Origin of the sequence: Streptomyces sp. NBC_00557, assembly GCF_036345995.1 — a bacterium.
In the GTDB taxonomy this organism is placed as follows: domain Bacteria; phylum Actinomycetota; class Actinomycetes; order Streptomycetales; family Streptomycetaceae; genus Streptomyces.
Genome location: NZ_CP107796.1, coordinates 3781670 through 3806365 on the forward strand (window position 1 = coordinate 3781670; position 24696 = coordinate 3806365).

The 24696-nt window shown below is 72.3% G+C and carries 21 protein-coding genes and 1 pseudogene; 10 read left to right on the forward strand and 12 right to left on the reverse strand.

Annotated features, from left to right (window positions below; translation table 11 throughout):
• The first annotated feature begins 168 nt into the window (after positions 1–168).
• From OG956_RS16170 to OG956_RS16185, 4 genes are all read left to right on the forward strand, one after another.
• Positions 169–489 carry a GYD domain-containing protein gene (locus tag OG956_RS16170; protein ID WP_330338673.1) on the forward strand — a complete coding sequence of 107 codons (321 nt, stop codon included), beginning with the start codon at positions 169–171 and terminating at the stop codon, positions 487–489.
• A 753-nt stretch (positions 490–1242) separates the two neighbouring features.
• Positions 1243–3897, forward strand: coding sequence for a WD40/YVTN/BNR-like repeat-containing protein (locus OG956_RS16175; RefSeq protein ID WP_330338674.1), 2655 nt, complete (start codon positions 1243–1245; stop codon positions 3895–3897).
• 260 nt (positions 3898–4157) lie between these two features.
• A complete protein-coding gene (locus OG956_RS16180) occupies positions 4158–4787 on the forward strand; it encodes a hypothetical protein (protein WP_330338675.1) in 630 nt (209 codons plus the stop codon).
• A 100-nt stretch (positions 4788–4887) separates the two neighbouring features.
• Positions 4888–5838 (forward strand): hypothetical protein, encoded by a 951-nt coding sequence (locus tag OG956_RS16185; RefSeq protein ID WP_330338676.1) that lies wholly within the window; start codon positions 4888–4890, stop codon positions 5836–5838.
• 72 nt (positions 5839–5910) lie between these two features.
• Here the strand turns inward: OG956_RS16185 and OG956_RS16190 are convergent, their stop codons facing one another.
• Positions 5911–6579, reverse strand: a complete 669-nt coding sequence (locus OG956_RS16190; RefSeq protein WP_330338677.1) for a methyltransferase family protein — start codon at positions 6577–6579, stop codon at positions 5911–5913.
• 188 nt (positions 6580–6767) lie between these two features.
• On the opposite strand from OG956_RS16190, the gene OG956_RS16195 reads away from it, so the two are divergent.
• Both OG956_RS16195 and OG956_RS16200 read left to right on the forward strand, forming a co-directional pair.
• Positions 6768–8816, forward strand: coding sequence for an NAD(+) synthase (locus tag OG956_RS16195; protein WP_330338678.1), 2049 nt, complete (start codon positions 6768–6770; stop codon positions 8814–8816).
• Positions 8817–8826: 10 nt separating this feature from the next.
• A complete protein-coding gene (locus OG956_RS16200; RefSeq protein ID WP_330338679.1) occupies positions 8827–9354 on the forward strand; it encodes an NUDIX hydrolase in 528 nt (175 codons plus the stop codon).
• Between the two features lie 61 nt (positions 9355–9415).
• Here the strand turns inward: OG956_RS16200 and OG956_RS16205 are convergent, their stop codons facing one another.
• Both OG956_RS16205 and OG956_RS16210 read right to left on the reverse strand, forming a co-directional pair.
• Positions 9416–10138, reverse strand: coding sequence for a TIGR03943 family putative permease subunit (locus OG956_RS16205; RefSeq protein WP_330338680.1), 723 nt, complete (start codon positions 10136–10138; stop codon positions 9416–9418).
• The gene (locus OG956_RS16210; RefSeq protein ID WP_330338681.1) at positions 10135–11145 is read right to left on the reverse strand and encodes a permease; all 1011 of its coding nucleotides are present in this window, start codon (positions 11143–11145) and stop codon (positions 10135–10137) included. Before OG956_RS16210 ends, OG956_RS16205 begins: the two co-directional genes overlap by 4 nt.
• 161 nt (positions 11146–11306) lie before the next feature.
• On the opposite strand from OG956_RS16210, the gene OG956_RS16215 reads away from it, so the two are divergent.
• The gene (locus tag OG956_RS16215) at positions 11307–13106 is read left to right on the forward strand and encodes an NAD-binding protein (protein WP_330338682.1); all 1800 of its coding nucleotides are present in this window, start codon (positions 11307–11309) and stop codon (positions 13104–13106) included.
• A 99-nt stretch (positions 13107–13205) separates the two neighbouring features.
• Here the strand turns inward: OG956_RS16215 and OG956_RS16220 are convergent, their stop codons facing one another.
• Positions 13206–15020: a S9 family peptidase gene (locus tag OG956_RS16220; RefSeq protein ID WP_330338683.1), complete on the reverse strand. Its 1815-nt coding sequence runs from the start codon at positions 15018–15020 to the stop codon at positions 13206–13208.
• A gap of 164 nt (positions 15021–15184) precedes the next feature.
• On the opposite strand from OG956_RS16220, the gene OG956_RS16225 reads away from it, so the two are divergent.
• Both OG956_RS16225 and OG956_RS16230 read left to right on the forward strand, forming a co-directional pair.
• Positions 15185–15973 (forward strand): class I SAM-dependent methyltransferase, encoded by a 789-nt coding sequence (locus tag OG956_RS16225; RefSeq protein ID WP_330342857.1) that lies wholly within the window; start codon positions 15185–15187, stop codon positions 15971–15973.
• Positions 15974–16022: 49 nt separating this feature from the next.
• Positions 16023–16808 carry an SURF1 family protein gene (locus OG956_RS16230; protein WP_330338684.1) on the forward strand — a complete coding sequence of 262 codons (786 nt, stop codon included), beginning with the start codon at positions 16023–16025 and terminating at the stop codon, positions 16806–16808.
• 34 nt (positions 16809–16842) lie between these two features.
• Here OG956_RS16230 and OG956_RS16235 read toward each other — a convergent pair whose 3' ends face one another.
• The 4 genes from OG956_RS16235 to OG956_RS16250 all read right to left on the reverse strand — a co-directional run bounded on the left by OG956_RS16235 (position 16843) and on the right by OG956_RS16250 (position 21412).
• The gene (locus OG956_RS16235) at positions 16843–17919 is read right to left on the reverse strand and encodes a hypothetical protein (protein WP_330338685.1); all 1077 of its coding nucleotides are present in this window, start codon (positions 17917–17919) and stop codon (positions 16843–16845) included.
• 128 nt (positions 17920–18047) lie between these two features.
• Positions 18048–18731 (reverse strand): SigE family RNA polymerase sigma factor, encoded by a 684-nt coding sequence (locus OG956_RS16240; protein WP_330338686.1) that lies wholly within the window; start codon positions 18729–18731, stop codon positions 18048–18050.
• 319 nt (positions 18732–19050) lie between these two features.
• Positions 19051–20109 (reverse strand): aspartate-semialdehyde dehydrogenase, encoded by a 1059-nt coding sequence (locus OG956_RS16245; RefSeq protein WP_330338687.1) that lies wholly within the window; start codon positions 20107–20109, stop codon positions 19051–19053.
• 31 nt (positions 20110–20140) lie between these two features.
• Positions 20141–21412, reverse strand: a complete 1272-nt coding sequence (locus OG956_RS16250; RefSeq protein ID WP_330338688.1) for an aspartate kinase — start codon at positions 21410–21412, stop codon at positions 20141–20143.
• A 197-nt stretch (positions 21413–21609) separates the two neighbouring features.
• Here OG956_RS16250 and OG956_RS16255 point away from each other — a divergent pair.
• Positions 21610–21786: pseudogene (locus OG956_RS16255) on the forward strand (sulfite exporter TauE/SafE family protein); the annotation flags it as partial.
• A 7-nt stretch (positions 21787–21793) separates the two neighbouring features.
• Here the strand turns inward: OG956_RS16255 and OG956_RS16260 are convergent.
• The 4 genes from OG956_RS16260 to OG956_RS16275 form a co-directional block, all read right to left on the reverse strand.
• Complete coding sequence (locus OG956_RS16260; protein ID WP_330338690.1) at positions 21794–22372, reverse strand: Uma2 family endonuclease; 579 nt, start codon at positions 22370–22372, stop codon at positions 21794–21796.
• Between the two features lie 50 nt (positions 22373–22422).
• Positions 22423–23385: a hypothetical protein gene (locus OG956_RS16265; protein WP_330338691.1), complete on the reverse strand. Its 963-nt coding sequence runs from the start codon at positions 23383–23385 to the stop codon at positions 22423–22425.
• 275 nt (positions 23386–23660) lie between these two features.
• On the reverse strand, positions 23661–23849 hold the full coding sequence (locus OG956_RS16270) for a DUF397 domain-containing protein (RefSeq protein ID WP_330338692.1): 189 nt from the start codon (positions 23847–23849) through the stop codon (positions 23661–23663).
• A complete protein-coding gene (locus OG956_RS16275) occupies positions 23846–24622 on the reverse strand; it encodes a helix-turn-helix domain-containing protein (RefSeq protein ID WP_330342858.1) in 777 nt (258 codons plus the stop codon). The genes OG956_RS16270 and OG956_RS16275 overlap by 4 nt, the downstream gene beginning before the upstream one ends.
• Positions 24623–24696 lie beyond the last annotated feature (74 nt).

A 24696-nucleotide genomic window follows, 5' to 3' on the forward strand; every position in this document is an offset into this window, starting at 1 on the left:
CGGAGTCCCGGGACTCCCGGTGCCCTTGGCCAACCGCCCATGGCGCCTCAGCCGAGAAGGAAAGATGCTCGGCTTCCGAGTGAATCAAGCCGTTCGGTGAGTGGTGACCGGCATGACAACGGGTAGGCCATGGTGCTGTCGGACAAGAAGCGGACGCGGAGCAGCCCTATGCCGAAGTTCCTCATCCAGGCCACCTACACGCCAGAGGGCACGAAGGGGCTGCTCAAGGAAGGCGCGAGCGGTCGCCGCGACGCCGTCGACCGGGTCGTCACCAACCTCGGCGGGTCGGTCGAGGCCATGTACTACGCCTTCGGGACGGATGACCTCGTGTGCATCATCGACCTCCCCGACCCGGTGTCGATGGCCGCCATCAGCCTCACCGTCAAGGCCAGCGGCGCCCTCCACACCCGGGCCACTCCCCTCCTCACACTCGAAGAGATCGACGAGGCCGCCCGTCGGCAGGTCACCTTCCGCGCTCCCGGCGCGTAAGCCACTCAGCGGGCAGCGTTCTCGGTAGCCGTGACGGGCAGACGGTGCCCGGGTCCCCACCTGTGCCCCAGCCGCGCCCGACCGTGCGGGAAACCACGGTGAACCACGGTCGTGAGCGGTCATCGCCCAGCACATCGTCCTCTGAACGTGATGGCTGATCAGAGGCCGTCCATCGCGTGGTGGGTGTGGGATGCGAACCCACCCAGCCATTCTCGGGGGATGTGACGAGGTACAGCTCCCGTCGGCCATATGCCCGCGGCCTCGGTCTTTGGCGCCGGTTGCGGGGCTGGTGAAGGGCCAGGGGCTCATCCCGGCCGGACGATTGTCGTCGACCTCGTGCAGGAGGGGCCCGAGCCGATGACGGCCAGGTCGTCCGCGAAGACGGCAGGGGCTACAGGTTGGGCCTCTTCCACGGCCAAGCGTCCGAGCACGCGTACGGAATGATCCGCGAGGATCCACGCCGGTTGCCCCGAGGTGAATCGGTGCCGCTCCGGCACGCGCCGGTTCGCAGGGCCGGTAACGGACAAGCCGGCCGCCGCGCTGCATGGAGTGAGGTCTGCTCTCACTCCAGTGAGCGTGACATGGCGAACGAGGTTGTTTTTCACAATTGTTACGTTTGTTCGCCTATAAAGTCGGTGTAAGGGTCTGGGGTTGAGGGAGGGCGCGGGAGTACGGTTCCGGCGCTCGGCAGTAGGAGATCAGTGTGGCCGTAGGGGCGGTCGCCACTTACGCCGAAGAAGCCGGAGACAGTCCATGCGTGTGTATTCCGCACGGCGCAGACCGCGCCGCGGGGCGGAGGGCGGTGGGCGGGCCGCGCTGGCCCTCGCGGCCGCCGCGCTGCTGATAGCGGGGACGGGATCCGTCGCCGCCTACGGAGTGGACGGTGACTCGGGAACCGGCCGCCATGACGTGGCGGGCGAGGAGTCCCACGAACTGATGGAGTCCCTCGACTCGTTCAACGAGCCGAGGCTCTCGCCCAGCGGGCAGATCGCCCCGGGCGCGTACGCCGACGCCTGGGCGCATGTGAAGAACATGCCGGTCGCGTCCGGGAGTTGGAGCGAGGTGACGACCTCGCCGTACAACGAGGACGCCCTGCACTACCGTGACCAGTCGGCCTCCAACTCCGGCGGCGGCGCCGGGCATTCGGCCGGCCGCATCGCCGCTCTGGCCACCGACCCGACGCACCAGGGGGTCGTGTACGCGGGCGCCGCGGGCGGAGGTGTGTTCCGGTCCACCGACGACGGCAGGACCTGGACGCCGATCGCCGACCGGCTGCCCGCCCTGTCCGTGGGCGCCCTCGCGGTCGCGCCCGACGGCTCGCTGTGGCTGGCCACCGGCGAGGCGACCACCGCCTCCGACAACTACCTGGGCAGCGGCGTCTACCGGCTCGCGGACCCGGTCACCGGCGCCTTCACCGAGAGCGACAAGGTGGGCGGCACCGAGCTGGACTCCAGCTCCATCCACACCCTGGCCTTCGACAAGGCCGCCGGGTACGTCTTCGCGGCCTCCTCGCACGGCCTCTTCCGGCGCCCGCTGCCGGCCGCGCAGGGGACCGCCTGGACGAAGGTCCTCGCCCCCTGCGCGGGCATCGGCGTCAGCGGCGTCGGCTGCGGCGTGGACAGCCACTACGCGGACATCGCCAACGACATCGCCGTACAGCCCGGCAGCGGCGGCAAGAAGCTGCTGGCCAACGTGGCCTGGCGCAGCGGCGCCGACTACAACGGCTTCTACTACTCCGACGACGCCGGCACCACCTGGAAGCGCGCCAACCCGACCGGTGCGATCAACCCCGCCGAAATCGGCAACGCCTCCTTCGCCTACGCCGCCGACGGCAGCAGGCTGTACGTCTCGATGGAGTCGCCGAAGCTGCTCAACAAGGCGTCCGGTTCCGGCGTGTACTCGGTCCTCGCCGGCGTGTACGTCAGCCAGAGCGGCGACGCCAACGGCCCGTTCAAGCAGATCGCGACCTCGTCGTCGCTGTCGGCGTCCGGTTCCGCGATGAAGGTCAGCGAGATCGGCTCCGGCTACCAGCCCGGCTCGCAGGCCTGGTACGACCAGGTCGTCGCGGTCGACCCGAACGACCCGAACCACGTCTACCTGGGCCTCGAGGAGATGTTCGAGTCCCGTGACGGCGGCGCTACCTGGAAGGCGATCGGCCGGTACTGGAACTTCGGCATGAAGTGCTTCTCGTACGACCCCGCCGCGAACACCTGCGACGGCGACGTGATGCACTCCGACCAGCACGCCCTGGCCTTCTCGCAGTGGAAGGGCAGCACGCCGGAGGTGTTCGTCGGCAACGACGGCGGCGCCTACGCCCGTCCGACCACGCAGACCACCGCCGGCTGGCGCAACCTCAACGAGTCCGGCACCCTGCGCGACCTGCAGTACTACTCGGTGCGCGCGGGGAAGATGACCGACGGCAGCGGCGACGCCGTCTGGGGTGGCCTGCAGGACAACGGCGTCTCGCTGCTCGCCCCCAAGGGCGCCACCTACCAGGGGCAGCAGCTCAACCCGAACGGCGAGATGGTCTCCCCGTTCGGCGGTGACGGCGGCGACCAGCTGGTCAACCCGGACAACGGCTGCCAGACGGTCGGCGAGTACGTCGACCTGGCGCTGCAGATCACGAACAACTGCGGCTACACCGCGAGCGACGACGGCTCCGAGGACGTCATCACCGACATCGCGCCCGGCGACCCGGGCGCCCGCTTCATCGCCCCGTTCAGCGCGGACGAGACCGACCCGAACGGCCTGTGGGTCGCGGGCGGCCAGTACGTCTGGGGCAACACCAAGACCTGGCAGAGCACCTCCGGCGCCGACTGGACCAAGCTGTACGACCTGGGCGCCGGCCACTCCGCCTCGGCGGTCGCCAGCCGCGACCATGTGACGTGGGCGGCCTGGTGCGGACCCTGCTCCAAGGTCGACGGCACCTTCGGTCGCGGTATCGCCACCAACTACGGCGGCACCTGGCACCAGGTGGGCCTGCCCGCCGCCTTCCCCAACCGGTACATCTCCGGTCTGGCCATCGACCCGTCCGACGCCTCCGGCAAGACGGTCTACGCGGTGATCAACGGCTTCTCGCGGCACTGGAACGAGGGCCCCGGCGCCGGCTACGGCCACGTCTGGAAGACCACCGACGGCGGCACGACCTGGACGGACGTCAGCGGTGACCCCGCCGCCTCGGACTCCTTCCCGGACGCCCCGGCCAACGCGGCGCTGATCACCAAGAGCGGCACCCTGGTGGTCGCCACCGACCTGGGCGTGTTCACCAGCACCTCGGCGGGCCACTGGGCGCGCCTGGGCACGAACCTGCCCACCGCGCCGGCGGTCTACCTCTCGCCGAGCCCGGACGGCGGCCAGGTGTACGTGGCCACGCACGGCCGCGGCATCTGGAAGACCCCGACCCCGTAACGCCGCACCCCGTCCCCACCGCGCCGTACCCGGCACCCGTCAAGGCCATCGGGTACCGGCGCCCCGAGGCCCCCGGACCGGACACGGTCGGGGGGCCTCGGCCTTGCGCGGCGATCGGTCACCGGTCACCGCGCAAGCACAGGGGCCAGATCCACGCCGCCGCGTTCACCCTGCGCGCGGTGGCCGGATAGCACTCGCCCCCTCCCCCGGTCGGCCCTCCCACCCGGCACCGCGCGCCGGACTCCTCGTATGGTGAACCCGTGACTGCCACACAGCCCGTCGCCGGCACGCGCGGGGTCCGCCACCGAGTGGTGCACCCGGCCGTGCTCGTCGCGCTGCTGCTCGGGCTGTTCCTCATGCACGGCGGTCCGGCCGCGGCGGCGAGCGGCTGCCACGGCGGCATGCCGGACGCCGGTCCCGCGGTCCCGCACCCGGCCCCCGCCGCACCGGCCGAACACCCGGCCGACCACTCCGGCATGGTCGACCACTCCGGCATGATCGGCCAACCCGCGACCGCCGAACGCCCGGCCGGTCACTCCGGGATGGCCGCGGACCCGGCCCCCCGCTCCGGTACGGCCGCGCCCCCCGCACATGGCACAAGGACGGCAGCCGACACCCCTGCCTCCCTCCCGCACCGGATGCGACCAGCGGCCGCCCCCGTGGCCGTCAAGGTTCCCGTCCAGGTGGGCGAGGGTGTGCGGGGTGCGCTGTGTCAGGCGACCACCAGCCGGCCTGAGATGCCGGTGCCGCCGGCCGTGGCCGGTGTTCTCGTGGTGCCGGTCGTCCTGGTGGTGCCGTGGGGGCGGTCGGGGGCGGACGGTGCCCGGCGGCGTGGTCCGCCGGAGAGCGGGCGTGAGCTGTTGCTTCAGGTGTGCGTCGCGCGGACGTGACGAGACCTCCGGGATCCGGCCGGCCCAGTGCCGCGGTCCCGTACGGCTCTCGTCCGTTCAACCGCGCCGTCCCTCGGCGCCCACCTGGAAAGACACACACATGTCCCAGCGACTTCGGAAGACCCGTCACGCCCTCGCGGCAGCCGCTGTCACCGCCGCCCTCACCCTGAGCCTCGCCGCCTGCGGCTCCGGCTCCGACTCCGGCTCCGGCTCCGGCTCCGGCTCCGGAGCAGGGCACGGCTCCGGTATGGCCGGCATGGAGCACAGCGCCACGCCGTCCCCCTCGGCGTCGGGCGACTCGATGGCTTCGATGCCCGGCATGGAACCGGCGGCACCCGGCAACGGTCTGTCCGCCGAGAGCAGCGGTTACCGGATGACCGCCAAGAGCGTCAGCCTCCCCGCCGGGAAGGCGGCCGACTACCGATTCACCATCGCCGGCCCGGACGGCCGGCCCGTCACCGGCTTCGCCGTCGACCAGACGCAGCGGATGCACTTCTACGCCATCCGCTCCGACCTCACCGGGTTCCAGCACCTGCACCCCACCATGGCCGGTGACGGCACCTGGACCGCGCCGCTGGCGGCGCTGCGGCCGGGCACCTGGCGGCTGTACGCCTCCTTCGTCCCGGACAGCGGCGCCGGCAAGGGCAAGAGCTTCGTGCTCAGCCGCACCGTGCGGGTGCCGGGTACGGCGACGGCCTCGCCGCTGCCGAAGGCGTCCGGCACCGCCACCGTCGACGGCTACACCGTGACGGTGAAGGGCGAACCGATGGCGGGCATGGCGCACCAGCTGACCGCCACCGTCACCAAGGACGGCAAGCCGGTCACCGACCTCCAGCCGTACCTCGACACCTACGCCCATCTGACCGCCTTCCACCAGGGCGACCTCGCCTTCGCCCATCTCCACCCGGAGACGGAGGCCGACGGCGGCCACGGCGGACCGACGCTCTCCTTCCACGCCGAGTTCGCGCGGTCCGGTGACTGGCGGCTGTTCCTCCAGTTCCAGACCGGGGGCAGGCTGCACACCGCGGCCCTCACCCTGCACGTCGGCTGATCCGGTGGTGCGCCCTGGCCGTGGTCGCGGGCAGGGCGCACCGCTCCGCCGGCGTGCCGTGTCCGGCGAGCGTCACCTCTCCTCGGGCGCTCCGGATCCGGCGCGGGCGGCCGGTGCGGGAGGGGGCTGCCGGCGGGGCGGGCGTATCCGGGGGATCAGGGCCGGGACGTGCGCGCGGTAGGCGTCGTAGGCGGCTCCGAACTGCCCGGCCATCAGGGTGTCCTCGACCCGGACCCGTCTCAGCAGCCAGGGGACGGCCACCGCCAGGATCGCGATCCAGACGCCGAAGCCGTCGGCGAGCATGCCGCCGACGACCAGGCCGAGCAGCCCGGTGTAGATGGGGTGGCGGACCAGCCGGTACGGGCCGTCCGTGCGCAGCTCGTGGTGTTCCCGGACCGTCGGGACGCTGGACCACATGGTGCCCAGCACCCAGCGCGCCCACAGCAGCAGGGCGGTGGAGGCGACGGCGAGCAGGCCGCCGAGCAGCGCCAGCTCCGGCTGCCAGTACCGCAGGTGACGCCAGAAGCCGCCGGTGTGCCGGACCAGGACGGAGAAGAGCACCGCGCCCGCGAGCAGCGTCAGCCGGTGCGGCAGCGTGCGGCGCAGTCCGCGTATCCAGCCGTGCGGGCCGGCGTGGCTCTTCACGCCGAAGTAGACGGCGCCGGCGATCCAGGCCACGACGAAGACCCAGACGCAGGCGACGGTGAGGACGATGAGCGCCGAATGAAGGGAGGAACCCATGGCTCCAGACTGCGCCGCGCGGGCGGGCGATCACCAGCACCCGGGGGTCGATGGAGAAACCTCCGCTGCCCTGCACCCGTGGGTGGAGCCGGAGTGGGGTCGGCGGGACGAACCCGCAGGTGGGCGGTGCGCGCGGGGCTCCCCTTAGGCTTCCTCCTGTAGGAGAGTCGCTTCGGAAAGAGGTCCCGTTGAGCTTCTGGTCGATCTACCAGCACGGCTTCGCGCGCGTCGCCGCGTGTACGGGCCACACCGTCATCGCCGACCCGCGTGCCAACGCCGAGGCGGTCCTGCGCCATGCCCGCCGCTGCGCCGACGAGGGCGTCGCCGTCGCCGTGTTCCCGGAGCTGTGCCTGTCCGGGTACGCGATCGACGACCTGCTGCTGCAGGACGCCCTGCTCGACGACGTCGAGCAGGCGCTCGCCACGATCGTGACGGAGTCGGCGGAACTGCTGCCGGTGCTGGTGGTCGGCGCGCCGCTGCGCCACCGCGGCCGGATCTTCAACTGCGCGGTGCTCGTGCACCGCGGCCGGATCCTGGGCGTCGTACCGAAGTCGTACCCGCCGAACTACCGGGAGTTCTACGAGCGGCGGCAGATCGCGGGCGGTGACGCCGAGCGCGGCGGAACGATCCGGCTGGGCGGCGCGGAGGTGCCGTTCGGCGTGGACCTGCTCTTCGCGGCGGCCGACGTGCCCGGCCTGGTGCTGCACGCGGAGATCTGCGAGGACATGTGGGTGCCGGTGCCGCCGAGCGCGGAGGCGGCCCTCGCCGGCGCGACCGTGCTCGTCAACCTCTCCGGCAGCCCCATCACGGTCGGGCGCGCCGAGGACCGCAAGCTGCTGTGCCGCTCGGCGTCCTCGCGCTGTCTCGCGGCGTACGTCTACGCGGCGGCCGGGCTCGGCGAGTCGACCACCGACCTGTCCTGGGACGGCCAGACCCTGATCTACGAGAACGGGGTGCTGCTGGCCGAGACCGAGCGGTTCCCGCTGGGCGAGCAGTACGCGGTGGCCGACGTGGACCTGGACCTGCTGCGGCAGGAGCGGCAGCGGATGGGCACGTTCGGCGAGAACGGCCGCACCCACGCCGCGCGCACCGGCGACTTCCGCACGGTGTCCTTCGAACTCGCCCCGCCGGCCACCGCCGACCTGGGCCTGCGCCGCCGCCTGGAGCGCTTCCCGTTCGTCCCCGCGGACGCCGACCGCCTCGCCCTGGACTGCTACGAGGCGTACAACATCCAGGTCGCGGGGCTGCAGCAGCGGCTGGCCTCGATCGGCGGCCCGAAGGTCGTCATCGGCGTCTCCGGCGGCCTGGACTCCACGCACGCGCTGATCGTCGCCGCCCGCGCGATGGACCGCGCCGGCCGCCCGCGCAGCGACATCCTGGCCTTCACCCTGCCCGGCTTCGCCACCAGCGACCACACCAAGGACAACGCGCACCGGCTGATGCGGGCCCTCGGCGTCACCGCCGCCGAGCTGGACATCACGCCGACCGCGCGGCTGATGCTGAAGGAGATCGGCCACCCCTTCGCGTCCGGGGAACCGGTGTACGACGTCACCTTCGAGAACGTCCAGGCGGGTCTGCGCACCGACTACCTGTTCCGGCTCGCCAACCAGCGCGGCGGCATCGTGCTCGGCACCGGCGACCTGTCCGAGCTGGCGCTCGGCTGGTCGACGTATGGCGTCGGCGACCAGATGAGCCACTACAACGTCAACGCCGGCGTGCCGAAGACCCTGATCCAGCACCTCATCCGCTGGGTGATCAACAGCGGCCAGTTCGACGAGGAGACCGGCAGGATCCTGGCCGCGATCCTCGACACCGAGATCAGCCCGGAGCTCGTGCCCGGCGAGGAGCTGCAGTCCACCGAGTCGAAGATCGGCCCGTACGCGCTGCACGACTTCACCCTCTTCCACGTCCTGCGCTACGGCTTCCGTCCCTCGAAGATCGCCTTCCTGGCCTGGCACGCCTGGCACGACAAGGAGGCGGGCGCCTGGCCGCCCGGCTTCCCCGAGGACAAGCGGGGCACGTACGACCTCGCGGCCGTCCGGCACTGGCTGGAGGTCTTCATCCGCCGCTTCTTCGCCTTCTCCCAGTTCAAGCGCTCGGCGATGCCGAACGGCCCGAAGGTCTCGGCGGGCGGCTCCCTCTCCCCGCGCGGCGACTGGCGCGCCCCGTCGGACGGCACGGCCCAGGCCTGGCTGCGGGACCTGGAGCGCTTCGACCTCGACGAAGCCGCCCGGTAGCGGGCCCGGCATGCGCTGGACGATTCACGGCGAGCGCGCCCTGTACGACACCCCGTGGCTGCGGGTGCGCTCGCTCGACGTGGAGCAGCCGGACGGCACCCGGACCGACTACCACGTCGTACGGCTGCGGGATGTGGCGGTCGCCGCGGCCGTCGACGACCGGCAGCGGGTGCTGATGCTGTGGCGGCACCGCTTCGTCACCGGCACCTGGGCCTGGGAGCTGCCCATGGGCCTGGTGGAGGACGGGGAGACGCCCGAGGCCGCCGCCGCGCGGGAACTACGGGAGGAGACCGGCCGGCGTCCGGGCACGATGCGGGAGCTGGTCTACGCCGAGCCCGCGGCGGGGATCACCGACTCCCGGCACTTCGTGTTCCGCGTGGACGGGGCGCGGCGCGTCGGCGCGCCCACGGAACGCAACGAGTCGGACCGCGTGGAGTGGATTCCACTGGCCGGCCTGCGCGGCATGATCGCCCGGCGGGAGATCGTCAGCAGCGCGACCCTCGTGGGCGTGATGGCCCTGCTGCTCGGCCCGGAGTGACGGCGGGCGATGTGCCTGCCGTGGGGTGCGCCGGGCGGGGCGGCGGCGCCGTGGTGCGGGGTCAGGTGTTCCAGGTCTCGTCGTACGGGTCGTGCGGCACCGGGACCGGGCGGGCGGAGATGACCTTCAGGTAGGGGATGGGGCCGTTGTTGACCGGGTCGTGGGCGAGGCGGGGGGTGTAGGCGCCGGTCACCTCCATCCAGGCGTCCGGGCGGAGCACCGGGGGCAGGTCGCCGGTCAGGGCGATCTTCACCGGCTGGGCGTCCGCGGCACAGCAGTTGAGGGCCATGCGGACCAGGTACGGCGCGCCCGTGTGGTCCAGGGCGAGGAAGCCGGTGACGCGGACCGTGCGGCCCTTCAGGGTGCGGCCGTGGCCGTACGCCGCGCGGGAGGCGTAGTCGATCACGGAGAGCGGGGCCGGGTCGGCGGCGGGCAGCTTGCCGTACACGTACGTCTTCTGCAGGGCGGTGCCGGAGCGCAGGGCGCTGTAGGAGCCTAGGGCGGGCGGCGCGACGAGGATGAGGCCGAGCAGGGGGAGCAACAGCAGCCAGGACACCCGGGGTTCGGGATGCGCGTGCGGTTCCGGGTGGCCGGGTGCCGCCTTGGCGCGCCGGCGCTCGTACCAGGCCGTGGCCAGCGCCGCCGCGATCAGGACCGCGCCGGAGGCCAGCAGCAGCGGACGCAGGCCCGGCTTGACGTACCGCAGATACAGGCCGGTGCTGCCGGCGTGCAGCAGGGCGGCGCCGAGCAGGAACATGACGGCGGACTGGGACTGGCGGTTCACAGCAGCACCGCCCCGGTCACCAGCCCGCCCGCGACGGCCAGCGCGAAGGTCGCGGGGGCGAAGCGGAGGGCGAAGCCACGGCCGAAGGTACCGGCCTGCATCGCGAACAGCTTGAGGTCGATCATCGGGCCCACCACCAGGAACACCAGCTTGGCCGTCAGCGAGAACTGGGTGAGGGACGCCGCGACGAACGCGTCCGCCTCCGAGCAGATGGACAGCAGTACGGCGAGGACGGCGAGGGCGAGCACGGAGAAGACCGGGTTCCCGGCCGCCGTGCGCAGCCAGTCCGACGGGGTCGCCGCCTTCAGCGTGGCCGCGGCCATGGCGCCCAGCACCAGGAAGCCGCCGGCGTGCACGGTGTCGTGCCGTACCGAACTCCAGAACGCCTCCCCCTTCGTCGCGCCCTCGTGCGCGCCGTGGGCCGGCGGGCGCAGCCAGTCGGTGCGGCCCAGCCGCTGCCACAGCCAGCCCATCGCGCACGACACCAGCAGGCTCGCGGCGAACCGGCCCAGCACCATCTCCGGGTCGCGCGGGAAGGCGACGGCGGTGGCGGTCAGCACGACCGGGTTGATCGCCGGGGCGGACAGCAGGAAGGCCAGGGCGGCGGCCGGGGTGACTCCGCGCCGGACGAGGGCGCCCGCCACCGGCACCGACGCGCACTCGCAGCCCGGCAGCACCGCGCCCGCGATCCCGGCCACCGGCACCGCCAGCGCGGGGCGGCGCGGCAGGGCGCGGGCGAAGAACGCCGGCGGCACGAACACCGCGATCGCCGCCGACAGCAGCACCCCGAGGACGAGGAAGGGCAGCGCCTGGAGCGTCACCGCGACGAAGACCGTCATCCAGCTCTGCATCAGCGGGGTGGCCAGGAGCCCGCGGATCGGGGACTGGGCGAGCACCGCCAGCAGCAGGACCAGCGTCAGCACCAGCGGGGAGGTGATCCGCGGGCTCCCGGGGCCGGGCGGGGAGCCGACGTCGGCGCCGGGCGGGGCGTCTTCGGTGATGGCCACGGGTGGTTCCCTCCGGCTGACTGTCCTGGTCGCTCCCTCCCCCTGGGTACGCGCATCGTCCCCCGAGTGTTCACACCGGCGCTGGAACCACTCCTCTCCTTGGGGCAGTCTTTTCCCTCGTGGCGAGCGTTCCGTATCAAAGTGGGCCCAGCGCCCCGCACATGGTGGTGGCCGGGGACGACGGGCTCGCGCACCGGCTGGCCGCCGAACTGCGCGGGGTCCACGGCGAACAGGTCACCCTGGTGGTGCCGCCGAACGAGCGCACCGCCCGCCCTCCGGTGGTCGGCCGGGCCAGGTCCGCGTCGGCGGCGCTGTTCGACCGGATGGTCAGCGCCGCGGTCGGGCGCGGCCCAGGCGGCACCGGCACCGCGGGCACGGCGACGGCCACGGGCCCCAACGGCGGCGACACCGCGGCGGTGTTGACCGCCGCCGAGATCACCGAGGCCGTGCTCGCCGAGGCCGGAGTGGAGCGGGCCGCCGCGCTCGCCCTCGTCTACGACGACGACGAGACCAACATCCGGGCCGCGCTGACCGCCCGCCGCCTCAACCCGCGCCTGCGGCTCGTCCTGCGCCTCTACAACCGGCGGCTGGGCCAGCACATCGAGGAACTCCTCGACCAGGCGGCCGCGTTGGCGGCGGGCGACGGCGAGGGCGACGCCGGTGCGGACGCGTCCACCACCGTGCTGTCCGACGCCGACACCGCGGCGCCCGCGCTCGCCGCCACCGCCGTCGCCGGCACCAGCAAGGTCGTGCAGACCGAGGGACTGCTGCTGCGGGCCGTGGAACGGCAGGCCGGCACCGGGCTGTGCACCCTCGCCCTGCTCTCCCCCGCCGGTGCGGACCCCGGGCACGGCGGGGAGCAGGAGCCGCGGCTGCTGCCGGACGACGACGAGGTACGGCAGGCCGCCGGGCGGACGGCCGTGGTGCTGGAGCAGGTGTCCTCGGCGGGCGGCGGCGAGTCGGCGGCGCCCGGCCGGGGCGGGGTGCCGCCGCTCGCCTCGCTGTTCTCGCGGCGGCTGCGGTGGTCGCTGGCGGGCATGGTGGCGTGTGTGATGGCGCTCGCCGTCGCGCTGTGGGTGGTCACACCCGGCATCCATCCGCTGCGGGCCTTCTATCTGACCCTGCTGGACCTGTTCGCGATCGACGACCCCGCGCTGGGGGCTCCGCTGGGCCGGCAGATTCTCCAACTCCTCTCCGGTCTGGTCGGGTTGCTGCTGCTTCCGGTGCTGCTGGCGGCGGTGCTGGAGGCGCTGGGCACCTTCCGCACCGCCTCCGCCCTGCGGAAACCGCCGCGCGGGCTCGGCGGGCATGTGGTGCTGCTCGGGCTGGGGAAGATCGGCACCCGGGTGCTGACCCGGCTGCGCGAGCTGAACATCCCCGTCGTGTGCGTCGAGTCCGACCCCGAAGCACGAGGGCTCGCGACCGCGCGGCGGCTGCGGGTGCCGGTGGTGCTCGGGGACGTCACCCAGGAGGGGGTCCTGGAGTCCGCCAAGATCCACCGCGCGTACGCGCTGCTCGCGGTGACCAGCGCGGACACCACGAACCTGGAGGCGGTGCTGTACGCGCGGAACGTACGGCCCGATCTGCGGGTGGTGCTGCGGCTGTACGACGACGACTTCGCCACCGCGGTGTACCGCACCCTGCGCGCCGCCTACCCGCATGCGCTGACCCGGAGCCGGAGCGTCACGCATCTGGCCGCGCCCGCGTTCGCCGGGGCGATGCTGGGGCGGCAGGTGCTCGGCGCGGTCGCGGTCGAGCGCCGGGTGCTGCTGTTCGCCGCCGTCGACGTCGCCGGTCATCCGCAGCTGGAGGGCCGCACGGTACGGCAGGCGTTCCGCGCCGGGTCCTGGCGGGTGCTGGCGCTGGAGGGCCGCACCGACACGGCGCCGGACCACGTGCTGGAGAAGGGGGACCGGGTGGTGGTCGCCGCGACCCGCCGCGGGCTGGCGGACCTCCACTGACCTTCGCCCGCCCACCTCACCCGACCCGGCCGGCTGGAGGGCGCCCCGCCGGGGCGGGTCCCCCGGGGGGCGGGTGCGGGTGGGTGGGGCGCGAGTGCGCTAGGCGGGCAGGTGGCGTCTGGCGAAGTCCAGTTCGAGCCTCACCTGCTTGATGCGTTCGTCCACCACCAGGGAGCCGTGGCCGGCGTCGTAGCGGTAGACCTCGTGGACGGCGCCTCTGGCCTCCAGGCGCTTGACGTAGTTGTCGATCTGGCGGATCGGGCAGCGGGGGTCGTTGACGCCGGCCGAGATGTAGACCGGGGCCTTGACCTGGTCGACGTAGGTGAGCGGGGAGGAGGCCTCGAAGCGCTCGGGGACCTCCTCGGGGGTGCCGCCCAGCAGGGTGCGGTCCATGGCCTTCAGGGCTTCCATCTCGTCGTGGTACGCGGTGACGTAGTCCGCGACGGGCACGACCGCGATGCCCACCGTCCACGCGTCGGGCTGCGTGCCCAGGCCGAGCAGGGTGAGATAGCCGCCCCAGGAGGCGCCGGTGAGGACCAGGCGGCCGGGGTCGGCGAGGCCGGTGGAGACCGCCCAGTCGCGCACCGCGGCGACGTCCTCCAGCTCGATCAGGCCGACCCGGTGCTTCAGGGCGTCGGTCCAGGCGCGGCCGTAACCGGTGGAGCCGCGGTAGTTGATGCGGATCACCGCGTAGCCCTGGTCGACCCAGGCGGCCGGGCCCGCGGCGAAGGCGTCGCTGTCGTGCCAGGTCGGGCCGCCGTGCAGGTCGAAGACCGTGGGGAGGGGGCCGGTCGCGCCCGCCGGCTTCTGGACGAGGGCGTGGATGCGGCCGCCGGGGCCCTCCACCCACGCGTCCTCCACCGGCACCGACGGCGGGCAGGCCATGCCGGGAGGGTCCAGCACCACACCGCCCGACGTCGAGCGGACCGCGGGCGGCTCGGCGGCCGACGACCACAGGTACTCCACGCTGCCGTCGGGGCGTGCGGTGGCGCCCGAGACCGAGCCGGGCGGGGTGGGGATACGGGTCAGCTCGCGGGTCGCCAGGTCGTAGCGGAACAGCTCGCTGCGGGCCTCGAAGCCGTGCTCGACGAGCAGGGCCGAGCCGTCCGGATACCACTCGGCGCTGACGTCGCCCGGCAGGTCCAGGGCGAGGTCGGTCTCCTCGCCCGTCGCCACGTCCCACACCAGCGGCTCCCAGCGGCCCCGGCGCTGGTGGCCGATGAGCAGCCGGGTGTCGCCGTCGACCGGCGCGAAGCCCAGCACCTCCAGGCCCAGCTCCTCGGTGCCGCCCTTGGTGTCGTCCAGCTCGGCGACCGGGGTGCCGTCGGGGCGCAGCACGCGCAGTGCCGCGTGCATGGCGTCGCCGTGCTCGGTGTGCTCGATGGCGATCAGGGAGCCGTCGTGCGAGAGGTCGCCGACGCCCGCCGACTCCCGGTGCCGGTAGATCTCCACCGGGTCCTCGCCCTCGCGGGCGAGGTGGATCGTCGTACCGTCCTCGTCCGTGGAGCGGCCGACGACCGCCGTGCGGCCGTCGCGGGCCAGGGCGAGACCGGCCGGGTAGGAGGGGGCGAGACCGGGGACGGCCGGCTCGTCCGCGCCGCCGCCGAAGGGCTGGCGGCGCCAGATGCCGAACTCGTCGCCGTCCTTGTCGTCGAACCACCAGATCCACGCGCCGTCCGGGGAGAGCACGCCGTCCGTCGTGCCGGTCGGCCGGTCGGTGGCCTGGCGCTGGGCGCCCGTCGCGCGGTCCCATGCGTACAGCTCGTACGTGCCCGTCGCGTTCGACACGAACAGGCAGCGGTCCGGTGCGTCCTCCGCCCAGTCGGGCAGCGACACCCGCGGCGCGCGGAAGCGCTTCTCCCAGTCCGGCATGCCGTCCGTGTCCCGCACGCCCGGCCCGTTGCTCTCACTCATCGCCCCAGTCATGCGCCCATATTGCCTGGCCGCACCGACAATTGGGTGGCGGGTGTGCGCAGCCTGTGGATAACTTCCCGCCCATGAGTTCCCAGGCCGATCATCAGACCGCCTCCGACGTCCATCAGCCCGCTCCCGACGGCTGGCGTGAGGACAACCGGGCCATGTGGGACGAGCGGGTGCCCGTGCACGTCGCCGGTGAGTACTACGACCTCGATGGGTTCCGGGCCCGCCCCGACGTGCTGCGCGACTTCGAGAAGGAGGAGGTCGGCGACGTCACCGGCAGGACGCTGCTGCACCTGCAGTGCCACATCGGCACCGACACCCTCTCCTGGCTCCACCGCGGCGCCGCCCGTGTCGTCGGCCTGGACTTCTCCGCGCCGGCCGTCGAGGCCGCCCGGTCCCTCGCCGCCGACCTCGGCCACGGCCCCGAGCGCGCCGCGTTCGTCACCGGCGACGTGTACGACGCGGCCGAGGCCGTGCCCGAGCCGTCGTACGACATCGTCTACACCGGGCTCGGCGCCCTGTGCTGGCTGCCGGACATCCGCCGCTGGGCCGAGACCGCCGCCTCGCTCGTCGCGCCCGGCGGGTTCCTGTACCTCGCCGAGTTCCACCCGATCACCGAGGCCCTGGACGACGAGACCGGCACGCGCGTCGTCCGCGACTACTTCGACCGCGACGCCCAGGTGTGGGACGAGCCCGGCACCTACGCCGACCTGACCGCCGCGACCGTCCACAACCGCAGCGTGCAGTGGCAGCACACCCTCGGCGACGTCGTCTCCGCGCTCGCCGCGACCGGGCTGCGGATCGAGTTCCTGCACGAGCACGACGTGTCGCTCTTCCCGCGTTTCGCGAACTTCGAGGTGCGCGACGGCTACCACCGCTTCCCCGCGGACCATCCGCGCATCCCGCTGATCTACTCGCTGCGGGCGAGCAGGGCCGCCGAGGGCTGAGGCCGACCCGCGGGCGGGGCGTCCGCGCGCGAGCCGTACCGTGGAAGGCGTGTACCGGTTTCTGCTGACACCCCGCTGGTGGGGCATCAACGTCTTCGTGCTGCTCGCCATCCCGTTCTGCATCTTCATGGGGTCCTGGCAGCTGAGCCGGTTCGAGGGGCGGGTGCACGACAGCCGCGCCGCCACCCGGCAGGCCGCGTCGGACCGGCACGAGACGGCACGCCCGCTGGACTCGATGCTGCCCGTCGACAAGGCGACCTCCGGGCGCCGGGTCACCGCGAGCGGGCACTACGGCACGCAGCTGCTGGTGCCGGACCGGCAGCTCGACGGCAGGAACGGCTTCTACGTCCTCACCCTGCTGCGCACCGGCTCCGGAAAGGCCCTGCCGGTGGTGCGGGGCTGGCTGCCGGGCAAGGCCGACCCGGCGAAGGCGCCCGCGCCGCCGGGCGGTGAGGTCACCGTCACCGGTGCGCTGCAGGCGTCCGAGACGCCCGGGGACAACGGGGTCGGCGCGGCCGGGGGGCTGCCCGCCGGGCAGACCGCGGCGATCAGCTCGGCGTCGCTGGTCAACCTGGTGCCGTACCGGCTGTACGACGCGTGGGTGACCCTCGACAAGGCAGACTCCGGGATGAAGGCCGTGCCGGCGACCGCGCCCGAGGGCACCGGGCTGGACCTGAAGGCGTTCCAGAACCTCGGCTACACCGGCGAGTGGTTCGTCTTCGCCGGGTTCGTGGTGTTCATGTGGTTCCGGCTGGTGCGGCGCGAGGTGGAGGCGGCGCGGGACGCCGCGCTGGGCCTGGTGCCGGAGGAGACGCCGGCGCCGGTGAGTTCCTGACAGCGGACGCCGCGCCCCTTGGGGGTGCTCCCCGCTACGCCCCCGCCAGCACCCCGGTGTAGTACACCGTCCCCGCGCACTCGCCCGCCACCGTCGCCGTGGCCGAAGGGGAACCGCCCTGCGCGGTGTGGGTGATCTGGACGCTGCCGTCGGCCGTGCCGTCCGCGGTCATCAGCTGGGTCGTGGTGCCCGCCGTGCCGCCGGCGTCGGAGGAGCCGCCGGCGCCGCTCGCGTCCTGGCTCGGGCTCGGGTCGGGCGTGGGGCCGCCGGTGTCGGAGCCGCCGGGGGTGCCGGTGCCGCCGCCGCTCGTGGGGCAGGTCTCGGACGGTACGAAGGCGAACTTCTCCTCGTAGGCCGCGCCCGGTTGCAGGACCAGCCCGGCGACCTCCATGGAGGGGTCGGGCAGACCGGTCGCCGCGTCCCCCGCCGCATGCCGGGCCACGCTGATCTTGGCCGGGTCGGCGGCGCCCACCGCGGTCGGGGTGATGGTGCCCTCGCCGGCGACGGTGCAGGCCGTGGAGGAGATGTTGACGACGCGGAACGTGCCGTAGACCACGCCCGCGGAGTCGGGGGCGTCGGCGGTGCCGGTGGCGGAGCCCAGCTGGGCCGTCGTGCACACCGGGACCCCGGTGGAGGAGAGCGTGGAGGACGGGTCGGCACCACCGGCGGCGCCGCCGCTGCCGCTGCTCCGGCCCTTCGTGCCCGGCTTGCCGGAGTCCTTACCGGGCTTGACGTCGGTGCTGCCGCCGTCCTTCCTGCCGCCCGTGCCGCCCCCCTTGCTCTTGCCCTGCCCGGTGCCGCCCTGGGCCTGGGAGGACTGGCCGGCCATGGCGGTGTTGGGGTCGGTGCCGCCGGAGCCGGAGACGTGGACGAGGGCGGGGATCGCGGTGCCGATGAACAGGGCCGCGGCGGCCATGCCGACGGCGGCCTGCCGCTTGCGGGCCCGCCGCGCGGGCACGGCCCTGCGCAGATGCTCCAGTGTGCCGGTGCGCGGCTGGAGGTCGTCGACCGCGGCGTGCAGCAGTCGCCGCAGCGCCAGCTCGTCGTCTGGAAGCGCCCCGAGTTCCTGGTCGCGCTCTTCGGGGCCCTGGTGGTCGGGGCCGTGGTTCACAGTTCCGTTCCCAGCGTGCGATGGCGTGTGCTCTTGCTCGGCCCGGTCCGTCGGCTCGTGCCAGGCGAAGGGCTCGTGACGTTCATGGGAATGGCGTCCAGCGGACTCACCCCCTGGGCCGCGACCGCTCATGACGGCGTCCCCATGGCCACCCGCAGGGCGGCGATGCCCCGCGAGCCGTACGCCTTCACCGAGCCCAGCGAGATCCCGAGGGTCTCGGCGACCTGGGCCTCGGTCATGTCCGCGAAGTAGCGCAGCACGAGCACCTCGCGCTGGCGGCGCTGCAGGCCCTTCATCGCCTTGATGAGGTCGCGGCGCTCCAGCTGGTCGTACGCGCCCTCCTCCGCGCTCGCCATGTCCGGCATCGGCTTGGAGAGCAGCTTCAGGCCGAGGATGCGGCGGCGCAGCGCCGACCGGGAGAGGTTGACGACGGTCTGCCGCAGGTAGGCGAGGGTCTTCTCGGGGTCGCGGACGCGCTTGCGGGCGGAGTGCACCCGGATGAAGGCCTCCTGGACGACGTCCTCGCAGGAGGCGGTGTCGTCGAGGAGCAGCGCGGCGAGGCCGAGCAGGGAGCGGTAGTGCGCCCGGTAGGTCTCGGTGAGGTGGTCGACGGTCGTACCGGCGGCCTCGGTCGCCGTGGCCACCGTGGTCTCGTCGGAGCCGTCACGCTGACTGGGTATGCGGGCGGGCCGCGCTGCGGGCATGGGCGCGATCACCGGCATGCCGCCGGGCGTGCGGGGCCGGAGCGCCGCACGGGGGGGCCGAAGGGCCGCCGCGCCGCGGGCCGCGCTGAGTTCGAGTACCTCTGCCACGCCTGTTGGACACGTTTACCCCCGAGAGGGTTGTACGTGCCGGACGTCACATGTGCGACAACCGGCTGTGCCTCAAGTGCCGTCATGCGCCCCGCTCTTCCGCTGTGTCTGATTCGGGCGGGTGTCCCCACACCCGGCCCGCATGGCGTCCCCACGCCCGAAGAGTGACCGCAAAGACGCTCCCCGTCCGCCGCACGGTTGCGGGGACGGGGAGGGAAATCCCGGCCACACTTCTTACACAGATCCTATAAAGCTCTTTCCTGATCTTGGCAGGGGCCGTCGGCAGACCGGTCTCGGCGACCGATCCCGGTCGCCGGTCTCAGTGGTCGGCGCGCTCCGCTGCGATCAGTTCCGCGATCTGGGCCGTGTTCAGGGCGGCGCCCTTGCGGAGGTTGTCGCCGCAGACGAAGAACTCCAGCGCGGTGGGGTCGTCCAGGGACCGGCGGACACGGCCCACCCAGGTCGGGTCGGTGCCGACGACGTCCGCGGGGGTGGGGAACTCCCCGGCGGCCGGGTCGTCGCACAGCACCACGCCGGGCGCGGTCGCGAGGATCTCCCGGGCGCCGTCGACCGTGACCTCGCCCTGGAAGCGGGCGTGGACGGTGAGGGAGTGGGTGGTGATCACGGGCACCCGGACGCAGGTCACGGCGACCGGCAGGTGGGGCAGCCCGAGGATCTTGCGGGACTCGTCGCGGACCTTCATCTCCTCCGACGACCAGCCGTCCTCCCGCAGGGACCCGGCCCACGGGACGACGTTCAGCGCGACCGGCTCCGGGAACGGCCCGGTGTCGTCCCCGACGGCCCGCCGTACGTCGCCGGGCTTGGTGCCCAGCTCGGTGCCGGCCACCAGGGACAGCTGGGCCCGCAGCGTGTCCACGCCGGCCCGCCCGGCCCCGCTCACCGCCTGGTACGACGACACCACCAGCTCGCGCAGCCCGAACTCGGCGTGCAGCGCGCCCAGGGCGACGATCATCGTCAGGGTCGTGCAGTTGGGGTTGGCCACGATGCCGCGCGGCCGGGACCGTACGGCGTGCGGGTTGACCTCGGGCACCACCAGCGGCACCTCGGGGTCCAGCCGGAAGGCGGCGGAGTTGTCGACGACGACCGCGCCGCGCGCGGCGGCGACCGGCGCCCAGTGCGCGGCGACCTCGTCGGGGACGTCGAACAGGGCGATGTCGACCCCGTCGAAGGCCTCCTCGCTCAGGGCCGCCACCTCCACCTCCTCCCCCCGCACGGCCAGCTTGCGGCCGGCCGAGCGCGGGGAGGCGAGCAGGCGGATCTCGCCCCAGATGTCCGCGCGCTGGGACAGGATCTGGAGCATGACCGCGCCGACGGCTCCGGTCGCCCCCACGACCGCGAGCGTCGGCTTGCCGGTCATCGTCGTACGCCTCCGTACGTCGTGACGGCGGTCATCGGCCGGTGCCTCCGTAGACCACGGCCTCGTCCGAGTCGGAGTCGAGCCCGAAGGCGGTGTGCACGGCGCGGACGGCCTCCGGGACGTCGTCCTTGCGGGTGACGACCGAGATGCGGATCTCGGAGGTCGAGATCAGCTCGATGTTCACGCCCGCGTCGGACAGCGCCTCGAAGAAGGAGGCGGTGACGCCCGGGTTGGTCTTCATACCCGCGCCGACCAGGGAGATCTTGCCGATCTGGTCGTCATAGCGCAGCGATTCGAAGCCGATGCCCGGCTTGTTGCGCTCCAGGGCGTCGATGGCCTTGCGGCCCTCGGTCTTCGGCAGCGTGAAGGAGATGTCCGTCAGGCCGGTGGAGGCGGCGGACACGTTCTGCACGACCATGTCGATGTTGATCTCGGCATCGGCGATGGCCCGGAAGATCGCGGCGGCCTCACCCGGCTTGTCCGGCACGCCGACGACCGTGATCTTGGCCTCGGAGGTGTCGTGCGCGACACCGGAGATGATGGCCTGCTCCACCTTCTTGTCCCCAATCGGCTCACTGCTGACCCACGTGCCCTGCAGCCCGCTGAAGCTGGACCGGACATGGATCGGGATGTTGTAGCGGCGGGCGTACTCCACACAGCGGTGGAGCAGCACCTTGGACCCGGAGCTGGCCAGCTCCAGCATGTCCTCGAAGGAGATCCAGTCGATCTTCTTCGCCTTCTTCACCACGCGCGGGTCGGCGGTGAACACGCCGTCGACGTCGGTGTAGATCTCGCAGACCTCGGCGTCGAGCGCGGCGGCGAGCGCCACGGCCGTCGTGTCGGACCCACCGCGGCCCAGCGTGGTGATGTCCTTCTTGTCCTGGCTGACGCCCTGGAAACCGGCGACGATCGCGATGTTCCCCTTGTCGAGCGACTCGCGGATCCGGCCCGGAGTGACGTCGATGATCCGGGCTTTGTTGTGGACCGAGTCGGTGATGACGCCGGCCTGGCTGCCGGTGAAGGACTGGGCCTCGTGACCCAGGTTTTTGATCGCCATCGCCAGCAGGGCCATGGAGATACGCTCTCCGGCGGTCAGCAGCATGTCGAACTCACGCCCGGCAGGCATCGGAGAAACCTGCTCGGCGAGATCGATCAGCTCGTCCGTCGTGTCGCCCATCGCGGAAACGACGACGACAACCTGGTTGCCGTTCTTCTTCGCTTCCACGATCCGCTTGGCGACGCGCTTGATGCCCTCGGCATCGGCTACGGAGGAGCCTCCGTACTTCTGCACGACAAGGCCCACGTGCGCTCCTCGCTCGGTTCGTTTGTGTCGGCTCAGTCTAACGAGCGCCCGAATTCCACCACCCTGCTCCCGCATGGTGAGACATCCGGCGTCCGCATCCGGCACCTGCCCAGCCCTCGGCGCACCACTCGGAAAGTGCCCCGGGTCACAGCCAGGATGTGCACCTTTCAACCACTGGGGGTGGACGTGTGACGGAGATGTGGCCGGCGGCGATCGTCCTGCTCGGCGGATGCGTCCCATGGCTGACCGGCATGGGCTTCGCCCTGGTCGCCGTACCGACGCCGACCCTGCTCCCCGGCCCCGCCGACGGGGTGCCCGCAGGCGCCTGGACGACCCGCCAACTCCGGTGGCCGGACCTTCTGTTGACGATGGGGATGTGGCTCAGTCGCTGAACTCCTTGAGCGGCTCGGTGTCCAAGGTGATGTTCACGGGGGCGGGGAGCTGGACGGTGGCACCGAAGGGCACCTTCTCCTCGTGGCGGTAGCGGCCGTTCTCGGGCTGGTTGAAGACCACGACCGAGCAGTCGTCACGATCGATGAGGAGGTAGACGGGGATGCCGGCGGCGGCGTAGCCGTCGGGCTTTTCGACGCGGTCTCGACGTGCCGTGTCGGAATCCCAGGAGGTGATCTCCACGGCCATCAGCACGCCGGTGGCTTCCGACCACTCGCCCTTGCCCTTGAGGCTGCCCCTCGGCACGAGAACGCCGTCGGCGCGAGCGCGCCCCTTGCGGTACGCCTCGGTCTTGAGTCCCCGCTCCGGATGGAGCCGCAGGTCCGGCCGCAGCTGCATGCAGCGTTCCAGGAGCCACATGTAGATCTCGCTGTGGTTGCCGTCCGGCATGGGCTTGACCACGACCTTCCCGTGGATGAACTCCAGCCGCACGGTCTCCGGGGCATGGCGTTCCAGCTCCTCGAACTCCTCGGCGGTCATCTGCGGCCGGTGCTCGGTCCTGGGGGTCATGGCGTCGCCTCCTCGACTCCATGGTGCCCTGACCGGCACGTCCTGCACGCTCACCGCAGCCCCGCCGCGCGACGCAAGGCCTCGACCCGCTCGGTGACGTCGATGACCTCGTCGGCGCCGGGCAGGGTGCCGCCGGCGCGGGGGCCTGGGAGGAACGTCTCCGGGACAGCCCCGTACGCGACCACCGGCCCCTCCGCCTCGATCTCGGCCCGGCACTCCCTGCACAGGCCGCTCACGATCTGCGTGGTCCGTTCGTCCGCGTCACACAGACCGCAGGCCATGAGCACGCGGGTCACCCGGGCACGACGGGCGGCCTTCTGGCGGACCTTCGCCTTCTTCGGCGGCATCTTGCTCTCCAATCGGTTGCGGGCGAGTCCGCCCGGGTTGGTGACGGCGGGCGGCAACCCGTCCGTGAGCGCCTTGGTGATGTCGTGAGGCGTCGCACCACGGGACAGCCACTCGGCGGCAAGGGATTCGAGCGAGCGGCAGTCCCGGTCGGTCAGGGGCATCCGGGCGTCGGCGGAACGGAGGCCGGCGAGGGTCTGGTAGGCGGCGCTGGGCTGCTCTTCCGGCTCGGGCTCGCGCTCGGGTTCGGGCTCCGCAACCGGCTCCTCGGCCTGCTCGGCACGCGCCAGCCCCGGCATGTAGTCCTCGGTCACGTCCCTGCCGTCGCGCTCCCGTACGAAGTCCGCCCACCACTCCTCCGACCTGCGCGTACGCGACCAGTACGTACGCGTCACCCACCGCATCGAGTTGTCCTCGGCGGTGATGTGCTCCCTGATCCAGCGCAGGTGGCCGGCGAGGGTGATGCGGCCGAGCGAGGTGCGTACCGCCTGCTGGCCGTAGAGGGGGTGTACGGCCGCGATCGCCTTGTAGCCCATCGCGTGGCCCTCTTGGAGGCGGTCGACGAAGACGGCGATCTCGCGGTCGCGGGGGTGCAAGTGTGCGAAGTCCGCGTCCGCGTGCGGGTCTTCGTCACCGGCGGAGCGCTTTCCGTACCCCGTTTTGGCCATGGGGTGGGACGGGGACGGCAGGGCAGGGCTAGGGTAGGCGCAAGCCACCATCGAAGGTTCCGTTCGATGAGTAGGTCCAGGCCCCGGAGCCGGTGTTGGCGCACCGACCGGGGCCGATCTATTGCCGCGAACCTAGAGGCGCTTTACGTTCCGGCGCAACCTGATCACGGAACGTCACCCTTTCGGGCTAGACCCACCCAACTCACGTACAGACTTGGTTGGTTGGGAGGTTCAACCAAGCCCAAAACCCAAGGGAAGGGCTCGAGGCCCGAGGCTCAAGCCCCGGGCCGAAGTGCGGCGATGAACGCCGACCAGGCGGGGGCGGGGACGTGGAGTTCGGGACCGGCGGGGGCCGTCTTGGAGTCGCGGATGTGGATGGTGGTGGGGGTGGGGGCGACTTCGACGCAATCGCCGCCCTCGTCATCGCTGTAGCTCGACTTGAACCAGTTCAGCTGGTCACTCATGGCTGATCCACCATCCGTTCGATGAAACGGGCCGACTCTGCCGGGCTGAGGGCCTCTGCGCGGATCATGCTGAGCCGCTCGATCGTACGGCTCACGACGTCTGGATCGGCCGACAGTTGACTCCCCAACTGACCTTCAGCGTAGGCGAACCGCTCGTGGTCACGCGTCTCCAGCAACACCATGGGACCCAGTAGTGCCGCCGGAATGGCTCGCGCGAAGGGGAGTACCTGCAAAGCGACATTCCGCAGGAGGGAGACCTCAAGCAGACGGCGCAGTTGTCCGACGTCAACCAGGGGGCTGTGCAGTGCGGCCTCGTAAATGACGAAGCTCAAAGCCACGGGCGGCTTCCGCTCAGTGAGGATCGCCTGCCGCTCCATACGACCGGTGATCCGCTGCTCCACCGTCTCCTCGTCCAAAGGTGGATAGCGGTTCTCGATGAGCGTCCGCGTGTACCCCTTCGTCTGCAACAGCCCCGGAATGTACGTGGCGTCATACGACCAACGACCGATCGCCTCCCTCTCCCGCTCCATGAACTCCTGCGCCCTGGGCGGGAACTTCTCCCTGCTCAAGTAGTCCTTCGCCGCGCTCAGCAACCCCTCCGCCCGGCACAACTCGTCCGCCACGTCCAGGACTCGGGGCGTCGGCATGCGTACCCCCTGCTCCATCGCCTTGATGGTGTCCGGGGAGTAGTTGGAGGCGGCGGCCAACTGCTCGCGCGAGACGTTCGCCTTCGTGCGCCAGCGCTTCAACTGGTTGCCGCTGAAGCGCCACATGGGGGGCGACTGGGTCACGGACCGCACCTCCGACCGGTACACCGCGCTGTGTATCACCTGGGTCACTACCGAGG